The following is an 8,957-nucleotide window of genomic DNA, read 5'->3' as shown; positions in this document are numbered from 1 at the left end:
TTCCCCCCCCCCCCTGGCGGGCGGGGGGGGGGGGCCGCCCCGCCCCCCCCCCCCCCCCCCCCCCCCCCCCCCCCCCCCCCCCCCCGCGAGCTTCAGACGCGGCTGAGCGCGATCACCGGGAACGGCCGCGTGGTCTTCGACTGATGCTCGGCCAGCCGCGGGAACGCCTTCGCCTGTTTCGCGAACAGACGGTCCCGAGCCGCTCCGGTCACCTCGATCGCGTGAGCGGTGAAGGCCTCTCCATCCGCCTCGACGTCGACGGACGGCTCCGCGACCAGGTTGCGGTACCAGTCCGGATGCCCGGGCGCGCCCCCGTTGGCGGCGAAGACGACGTAGCGGTCGTCGTCGGCCAGGAACAGCATCGGCGTCACGTGCCGTCGCCCGGTGCGGACGCCGGTGGTGGTGAGCAGCAAGGTCGGGAGACCGTCGCCGTGGCGGCCGTTCGCGCGGAACTCCGCGATCACGCGCTCGTTCATGGCCTGCAGGTCGATCATCAACGCTCCGGGCGGCTAGGTTGATCTTGGCGGCTGGCCAGTCTGCACATCCGCGCCCAGGTCGGCAAGCATTTTTCGATCCTGGCTGCTCACGACCCCGAAACTGTCGGTGCCCGTGGCGATACTGATCCCGTGTCCCCCGTCAGCCGCGGCCGCAAGCCCGCCAAAAGACCGAAGAGCCAGCGCTCCCGCCGCCCACGTCCGCCTCTGGACGTGGGCAGGGTGGAGCGCTGGCCGAAGCTGCTCCACGGGCCGATCGAGCTTTCGGGCTGTGTCGTCCAAGGCCAGGTGGATCAGGATCTGGTGGTCCTGGCCGCCACGCTGACCGCCGGCAAACGCGCGGTGGGCGTCGAGGTGGTGGTCAACGGTCGCGAGGTCGACGTGATCGAGCTCCACCCCGTTCCCGAGGACGCCCTCGCGGTCCTTCGCAGCGGCTTCGAGGTGACCGAGGCACCGCTGACACCCGAGGAGTTCCGGAGCCAGGTCGAAGCGGCCTTGATCGCCAAGGCGGACGGCGACGCCTGGATCCGGGAGAAGGTCCCTGACCTCTTGAAGTTGGGGAGAGATCCGAGGCCAGATCTGCCGGAGCGTGCGGCCCAGCTGCGCCGGTGGCTCGGTCTTCCCGATTACGATCCGCTGCCGCGCATCCCGTCGGACGATCCGTTGCCGCTCGTCCTGCCCCCACCCGTGCCGGTCACCGGGCTCAGGCTGGCGGTCGCGTTGTCCGAGCTGGACGACGCGATCTGGCGACGGCTCGAAGTCCGCTCCGACGTCACCCTCGCCGGGCTGCACCGGATTCTCTCGGCCGCGTTCGACCGTGACGAAGGGCAGTATCACCGGTTCGAGACCGCGTACGGAGGCTTCAGCGCCGGCGCGCAGAGCTGTGAAGGCGACCGCTTCGACGACGAGGTGACACTTGGCCACGTTGTCAGCTCGCCAGGCCACCGGCTCGTCTACGAGGCGGAGAGCTGGAGGCACTGGATCCGCGTCGAGCGGCTGGCCGGCCTCCCCGAAGCACCGAGCTGCCTCGACGGCGAACGCGCCGCGCCTCCGCCGGAATGCGAAGACGAGCGGAGTTACGAGATGGTGCTGGAGGCACTGCGCGATCCGGACGACGAAGAGAACGAGGAACTGCTCGAAGAGCTCGGCGGCTACGGCTTCGATCCGGAGTGGTTCGACAAGGAGGTGGTCGACGAGCGGCTGGCCCGGCTGGGCTGACCGGCACCTCTTTCGGGGTAACCGATGCCATCCAGAACCCGCGCCGCGTGGCGCCCTTGGCGGTGGCCGTCCGGGAGAGCAGACTGCCCCTTGCCGGTGCGTCAGCCCCCTTCGGGCGCCGAGATCCTTCGGCGCATAAGGTGGGAGGACCGGCCCGCGTCAAGCAGCCAGGGATCCGTCTGCCTAGGGGAGGTTTTCGCTGGTGTCGAACGATTCCTTCGTCCACCTGCATGTGCACACCGAGTACTCGATGCTCGACGGTGCGGCGAAGATCGCCCCCTTGTTCAAGGAGGCGGCGCGCCTGGGCATGCCCGCGGTCGGCATGACCGACCACGGCAACATGTACGGCGCGGACGAGTTCTACCAGCAGGCGGTCAAGCACGACCTCAAGCCGATCATCGGCATCGAGGCCTACATCGCGCCGGAGAGCCGGTTCCACAAGAAGCCGGTCTTCTGGGGACAGTCGAACCAGCGCGGCGCCGACGAGTTCGGTGAGGGCGGTGACGTCTCCGGTGGTGGTGCCTACACCCACATGACGATGCTCGCCGAGAACTCCACCGGCCTGCGCAACCTGTTCAAGCTCTCCTCCCTGGCGAGCATGCAGGGCTACTACCGCAAGCCCCGGATGGACCGCGAGCTGATCGCGGAGAACCACCACGGCATCATCGCGACCACCGGCTGCCCCTCGGGCGAGGTGCAGACGAGGCTGCGGCTGGGGCAGCGCACCGAGGCGATCCAGGCGGCGTCGGACTACAAGGACATCTTCGGCGCCGACAACTTCTTCCTCGAGCTGATGGACCACGGGCTGCCGATCGAGCGGTCGGTCCGTGAGGGCCTGCTCGAGGTCGGCAAGCTGCTCGACCTCAAGCCGCTGGCCACCAACGACTCGCACTACGTCACCAAGGACCAGGCCGACACCCACTCCGCGCTGCTGTGCGTGCAGGCGGGCAAGACGCTGAACGACCCGAACCGGTTCAAGTTCGACGGTGACGGCTACTACCTGAAGTCGGCCGCCGACATGCGGGAGTACTGGGACAAGGAGGTCCCCGGCGCCGCCGACTCGACGCTGCTGATCGCCGAGCGCGTCGAGTCCTACAAGGACGTGTACACGCACAAGGACCGGCTGCCGTTCTTCGAGGTCCCCGAAGGTTACGACCAGGGCACCTGGCTGCGGGAAGAGGTCGCCCGCGGCCTCAAGTGGCGGTACCCGGACGGCGTCCCGGACCCGTACTACAACGAGCGCATCGAGATCGAGCTCGACGTCATCATCGGGAAGGGCTTCCCCGCCTACTTCCTCATCGTCGCCGACCTCATCAACTACGCCCGCAAGGTCGGCATCCGCGTCGGCCCCGGCCGTGGTTCCGCCGCCGGCTCGCTGGTCGCGTACGTCCTCGGTATCACCAACCTGGACCCGATCCCGCAGAAGCTGCTGTTCGAGCGGTTCCTGAACCCCGAGCGCGTGTCGATGCCCGATATCGACATCGACTTCGACGACCGCCGTCGCGGCGAGATGATCCGCTACGCCACCGAGAAGTACGGCGTCGACAAGGTCGCGCAGGTCATCACCTTCGGCACCATTAAGACCAAGGCGGCCATCAAGGACTCCGCCCGCGTCCACTTCGGTCAGCCGGGGTACGCCATCGCGGACCGGATCTCGAAGGCGCTCCCGCCGCCGATCATGGCGAAGGACATCCCGCTCTCGGGCATCGTCGACTCGAAGCACGAGCGCTACGGCGAAGCGGCCGAGGTCCGCGCCCTCGTCGAGACCGACGAAGAGTGCAAGACGATCTTCGAGACCGCCCGTGGTCTCGAAGGCCTGATCCGCAACGCCGGCGTCCACGCCTGCGCGGTCATCATGTCGTGCGACCCGCTGACCGACGCCATCCCGCTGTGGCAGCGTGACGACGGTTCGATCATCACCGGCTGGGACTATCCGTCGTGCGAGGCCATCGGCCTGCTGAAGATGGACTTCCTCGGCCTGCGGAACCTCACCGTCATCGGTGACGCGATCGACAACATCAAGACCAACCGCGGGATCGACATCGACCTCGACACCCTCGGCGTCGATGACCCTGAGACGTACAAGCTGCTCTCCCGCGGTGACACGCTCGGCGTGTTCCAGCTGGACGGCGGGCCCATGCGTGACCTGCTCCGCCGGATGCAGCCGACGGTGTTCGACGACATCGTGGCGGTGGGCGCGCTGTACCGCCCGGGCCCGATGGGCATGAACGCGCACAACGACTACGCCGACCGCAAGAACGCGCGGCAAAAGGTCAAACCGATCCACCCCGAGCTCGAAGAGCCCCTGAAGGAGATCCTGGCCGACACCTACGGCCTGATCGTCTATCAGGAGCAGATCATGCACATCGGCCAGAAGGTGGCCGGCTACTCGATGGGCCGCGCGGACGTGCTCCGCCGCGCCATGGGTAAGAAGAAGGCGGAAGTCCTCGAGAAGGAGTTCGTCGGCTTCGAAGAGGGGATGAAGTCGAGCGACCTGGTCCCCGGCGGCTTCTCCTCCGAGGCGATCAAAGCGCTCTGGGACACGATCCTCCCGTTCGCCGGCTACGCGTTCAACAAGAGTCACGCGGCCGCGTACGGCCTGATCTCGTACTGGACCGCGTACCTCAAGGCGAACTTCACGCCGGAGTACATGGCCGCGCTGCTCACCTCGGTGGGTGACAACAAGGACAAGTCCGCGGTCTACCTCTCGGAGTGCCGCCGCCTGGGGATCAAGGTGCTCCCGCCGGACGTCAACGAGTCGGCGCTGAGGTTCGCGGCCGTCGGGGACGACATCCGCTTCGGCATGGGTGCCGTCCGCAACGTCGGCGCGAACGTCGTCGAGTCGATCATCAAGACCCGCGAGGAGAAGGGGAAGTACTCCTCCTTCACCGATTTCCTCGACAAGTCCGAGCTGGTGGCCTGCAACAAGCGGGTCATCGAGTCGCTGATCAAGGCGGGCGGCTTCGACTCGCTCGGCAACACGCGGCTTTCGATGATCCAGGTGCACGAAGACGCGGTCGAGGCCGTGGTCCCGCTCAAACGCCAGGAGGCGATGGGCCAGTTCGACCTCTTCGGGTTCGGCGGGGACGACGACGCGGGGGAGGCGGTGTCCTCGTCGCCGCTCGCGCATCTGAAGTTCGGCGAAGAGGAGTACCCACGCAAGCAGCTCCTGGCCTACGAGCGGGAGATGCTCGGCCTCTACGTCTCGGCGCATCCGCTGGACGGCGCCGAACGCATCCTGCGCAAACACGCGCCGCGGCCGATCGCCGCGATCCTCGCCGACCCGCCGAAGGAAGGCGAGCTGGTCGTCTCCGGGCTGATCACCTCGCTGGAACGCCGGGTCAACAAAAAGGGCGAACCCTGGGCGATCTGCACCATCGAGGACATGGACGCCTCGCTCGAGGTGCTGTACTTCCCGAAGTCGTACGCGATGTTCTCCGCCGACCTCATCGAGGACAACGCGGTCCTGGTCAAAGGCCGGGTGAACTGGCGCGAGGACAAGATGTCCATCTTCGGCGGCGGTCTCGTCCCGCTCGACCTGTCCGAGGTCGGCAACGGCGACGACGATCTGCCGCTGGTCCTGCTGGCCGCGGCGGAGAAGATCGACCAGTCGGTGGTCAGCGAACTGAAGCAGACCTTGCTGGCGCACAAGGGCGAGACCCCGGTGCACCTCAAGCTCGTCGGCAAGAACCAGACGGTCTTCGCGCTCTACGACTATCCGGTCAAGGTGACGTCGATGCTGATCGGTGAGCTCAAGGGCATCCCGGGGATCGCCGCCAGCACCTGATGAGCGCCTACGAACCCGATCCCCGGCGTTGGAAGGCGCTCGCCGTCTCCCTCGCCGCCGGGTTCATGGGCCTGCTCGACGTCAGCATCGTCAACACGGCCCTGCCGTCGATCCAGAAGGACCTCGGCGCGTCGAGCGGCGGGATCCAATGGGTCGTGTCGGGCTATGCGCTGGCCTTCGGGCTGGTGCTGGTGTCCGGCGGCAGGCTCGGCGACGCGCTCGGCCGCCGCCGGATGTTCCTGTTCGCGCTCGCCGCGTTCGTGCTGACCAGCGCGTTCGCCGGCGCGGTGCCGGACGAGACGACGCTGATCGTCGCGCGGCTCCTGCAGGGTTTCGCCTCGGGGATGATGACGCCGCAGAACAGCGGGATGATCCAGGACCTGTTCCGCGGCGCGGAACGTGGCCGCGCGTTCGGCATGTTCGGTGCCGTCGTCGGGATCTCGACCGCGGTCGGGCCGGTGCTCGGTGGCGTGATCCTCGCCGTCTCCGGTGATCCGGAAGGCTGGCGCTGGGTCTTCTACGTGAACGTGCCGATCGGGATCCTGGCGTTCGCGCTGGCCCTGAGATGGCTGCCGAAAGCGGAGACACCGCCGAAAAGCCTGCGGGGTGAGATCGACTTCGTCGGCATCATGCTGCTGGGTGTCGCCGTACTCGGCGTCCTGCTGCCGTTGATCGAATCCGAACAGGGTGGGCTCGGCAGCCTGTGGTGGCTGTTCGCCGTCGCGGTGATCTTCGGCTTCGCGTTCGTGCGGTGGGAACGCTCGATGGTGCGACGTGGCCGTCCGCCACTGCTCGACACCCGGCTGTTCACCGGCACCCCGGGATACGCCTCGGGTGCCGCCGTCGGCGCGCTGTACTTCAGCGGGTTCACCGGAATGTGGCTGGTCTTCGCCATCTTCTTCCAGCAAGGGCTCGGCTACACGCCGCTGCAATCCGGGCTCGCCGTCACCTCCTTCGCCCTCGGCTCGGCCGTGTCGGCGGCGATCGCGGGGCGGCTGGTGCCGGAGTGGGGCCGCAAGCTGACCGTCGCCGGGCTGGTCATGGTGATCGCCGGGATGGTCACGGTCGCCGTCCTCGCCGGTCAGGACCCCGGCGCCGCGGCGGGCTGGTGGTTCGCGCCGCCGTTGCTCGTCGCCGGTGTCGGTGGTGGCATGGTCATCTCGCCCAACACCACGCTCACCCTGGAATGCGTCCCGACCTCGATGGCCGGCGTGGCCGGGGGTGCTTTGCAGACCGGGCAACGGATCGGCACCGCGATCGGCACCGTCGTGCTGGCCTCGGTCTTCCACGCGGTACTCGGCGCGAACGGCGGCTATCCGTCGGCGCTGACCGCGGCGATGCTGTGCGCCGCCGTGTTGACGAGTTCGGCGCTCTTGCTCGCCGTGATCGAACTTCGCGCGCGCCGCGCGAGGCGAGTGCTCACCGAGCGGGAGGAAGCCGTGCGGGCTGCCGCCGATTGGCATCGCGGCTGAATCGTCCGCACCTGCCGACGACTACGTTCGGCAAGACCGGATGCTCCATCCGAGTGACTGAGGTCGTCATCCTCTGGTGCTACTCAGAGCAACCGGGTACACCTAACGGAGCCTTCACCGCTGTGACTCGGCTACCGACAGTGGTATTTCTGTCGATCGATCGGGGATGGATCGATCGGCGAAGCGATCGTGGCGAGTCCGGAGTTCTCAGGAATGGACACCCACGGTCACGAGCCGGTGGACAGCCGTCGGCGTCCGCGGGGGACCGTTCGGCGGCGGCCGGCTCAACCCCACTGGCGAGCCGGGTTCCGGTGAGGCATTCGCGCGGGTGGGTCCGTGCGGGGTCGCCTGGGGAGGTGCACCCGGCCCGGGCCCACCCGCCGCGCGTTCCTCCGCGTGTGTGAACCGCTTCCGGCTGCGAAGATCTCCGCAGTCCGAGATTGCGAGGAGCACCGATGGCGGAGAGTTCTGTTCGGCGTAATCGGCTGAGGGTCTGGTACCGGCCGATGAAGATGCGCGATTCCGGTGAAGGGCACCGGGTCGCGACCCCGCTGGAGCTGTTGTTCGACCTGTGTTTCGTGGTCGCCGTCGCGCAGGCCGCCGCCGGTCTGCACCACGCGATCGCCGAAAACCACATCGGGCACGGGGTGCTCAGCTTCGGGATGGTGTTCTTCGCGATCTGGTGGGGCTGGCTGAACTTCAGCTGGTTCGCGTCGTCGTTCGACACCGACGACGTCCTCTACCGAGTGGTGACGCTGGTCCAGATCGCGGGCGGGCTGACCGTCGCCGCCGGTGTCTCGTCCGCCTTCGACGGCGACTTCGAGATCGTGGTCGCCGGCTACGTCCTGATGCGGCTCGCGATGGTCGTGCAGTGGCTGCGCGCCGCGCGGACCGATCCGGAATGCCGTCCGGCCGCGCTGCGGTACGCCATCGGCATCACGATCGTCCAGATCCTGTGGGTCGTCCGCCTCGGCCTCCCGGATTCGCTGGGGCTGCCGTCGTTCTTCCTGCTCCTGGTCGCCGAACTCGCGGTTCCGGTGATCGCCGAACGCAAACGCTGGACGGGCTGGCATCCGCACCACATCGCCGAGCGCTACGGCCTCTTCACCATCATCGTGCTGGGTGAATCGATCCTCGGCGCGACCACCGCGGTCAAGGAAGGGCTGGACGAGGGCAAGCACACCGGCAGCCTGATCTCGCTCGCCGCCGCCGGGCTCGTGCTGGTCTTTTCGCTGTGGTGGCTGTACTTCGACCAGCCTGGCCACGCCCGGCTCGAGAAGGCGAAGAGCCTGTTCACCGTCGCGAGCTGGGGTTATGGGCACTACCTGATCTTCGCCTCGGCGGCCGCGCTCGGCGCCGGCCTCGAAGTCGCGGTCGACTACGACACCCACACCGGGCACGTCGCGTCCCTGCCCGCCGCCATGGCGACGACCGTGCCCGTCGCGATCTATCTGCTGAGCGTCTGGCTCATGCACATCGGACCCACCAACGAATGCCGGCCGATCGCGATCGGCTTCCCGGTGACCGCGGTGCTCGTGCTCGCCGCGTCGTTCACGCCGGCGCCCATCCACATCACCGCCGTGCTCGCCGCCGCCCTCGTCGTCCTGACGGTCGTCGCGACCCACGGCGAGCCTGTTCCGGGGGAGGGCCCGATCGATGCAGGTCAGAGCCCCGGCGCGAAAAAAGGGACCCCCCTGTAAACGCCGGTTTCGGGCCGTGTAATGTTCTCTTCGTCGCCAGGGAAACCGAGCGGCCGCCGGGAACACGAACCAAGCTCCCACCGGATGGTGGTAGAGTGGGTGGTCCCGAACCGGAGAGGTAACTCTACCCCCGCTGAAACGGCAGTTTCGAGCAGGTGCTAGGGTGTGCTCCGGACAAAAGCCAAGAAATAACTGCTTCGGATAAGGCCGTGTGACTGCGGTGCGATCTGGGGTGTGTTGCTTGAGAACTCAACAGTGTGCTAGTGAACTAAGCCAGTAGAGCTTA

General features: G+C 67.6%; 5 protein-coding genes. 4 read left to right on the top strand and 1 reads right to left on the bottom strand.

The features are described from left to right. Positions 1–92: 92 nt before the first annotated feature. The gene (locus ACIRGA_RS40560) at positions 93–494 is read right to left on the bottom strand and encodes a nitroreductase/quinone reductase family protein (protein WP_400952797.1); all 402 of its coding nucleotides are present in this window, start codon (positions 492–494) and stop codon (positions 93–95) included. A 213-nt stretch (positions 495–707) separates the two neighbouring features. On the opposite strand from ACIRGA_RS40560, the gene ACIRGA_RS40555 reads away from it, so the two are divergent. From ACIRGA_RS40555 to ACIRGA_RS40540, 4 genes are all read left to right on the top strand, one after another. Beyond that, positions 708–1,712, top strand: coding sequence for a plasmid pRiA4b ORF-3 family protein (locus ACIRGA_RS40555; RefSeq protein ID WP_400952792.1), 1,005 nt, complete (start codon positions 708–710; stop codon positions 1,710–1,712). 202 nt (positions 1,713–1,914) lie between these two features. Continuing rightward, the gene (dnaE, locus tag ACIRGA_RS40550; RefSeq protein WP_400952788.1) at positions 1,915–5,499 is read left to right on the top strand and encodes a DNA polymerase III subunit alpha; all 3,585 of its coding nucleotides are present in this window, start codon (positions 1,915–1,917) and stop codon (positions 5,497–5,499) included. Next, complete coding sequence (locus ACIRGA_RS40545) at positions 5,499–6,971, top strand: MFS transporter (RefSeq protein ID WP_400952784.1); 1,473 nt, start codon at positions 5,499–5,501, stop codon at positions 6,969–6,971. The genes dnaE and ACIRGA_RS40545 overlap by 1 nt, the downstream gene beginning before the upstream one ends. A 455-nt stretch (positions 6,972–7,426) precedes the next feature. Then, the gene (locus ACIRGA_RS40540; RefSeq protein WP_400952779.1) at positions 7,427–8,671 is read left to right on the top strand and encodes a low temperature requirement protein A; all 1,245 of its coding nucleotides are present in this window, start codon (positions 7,427–7,429) and stop codon (positions 8,669–8,671) included. Positions 8,672–8,957 lie beyond the last annotated feature (286 nt).

The organism is Amycolatopsis sp. NPDC102389 (genome assembly GCF_044765885.1).
GTDB lineage: Bacteria > Actinomycetota > Actinomycetes > Mycobacteriales > Pseudonocardiaceae > Amycolatopsis.
The sequence above is the reverse complement of the archived record's forward strand: the minus strand, read 5'-3'. Positions and strand labels throughout refer to the sequence as shown.

Excerpts from the sequence above, each read along its gene's own strand:
- ACIRGA_RS40560 (WP_400952797.1), bottom strand. The coding sequence starts at position 494 with ATGATCGACCTGCAGGCCATGAACGAGCGCGTGATCGCGGAGTTCCGC.
- ACIRGA_RS40545 (WP_400952784.1), top strand. The coding sequence starts at position 5,499 with ATGAGCGCCTACGAACCCGATCCCCGGCGTTGGAAGGCGCTCGCCGTC.
- ACIRGA_RS40540 (WP_400952779.1), top strand. The coding sequence starts at position 7,427 with ATGGCGGAGAGTTCTGTTCGGCGTAATCGGCTGAGGGTCTGGTACCGG.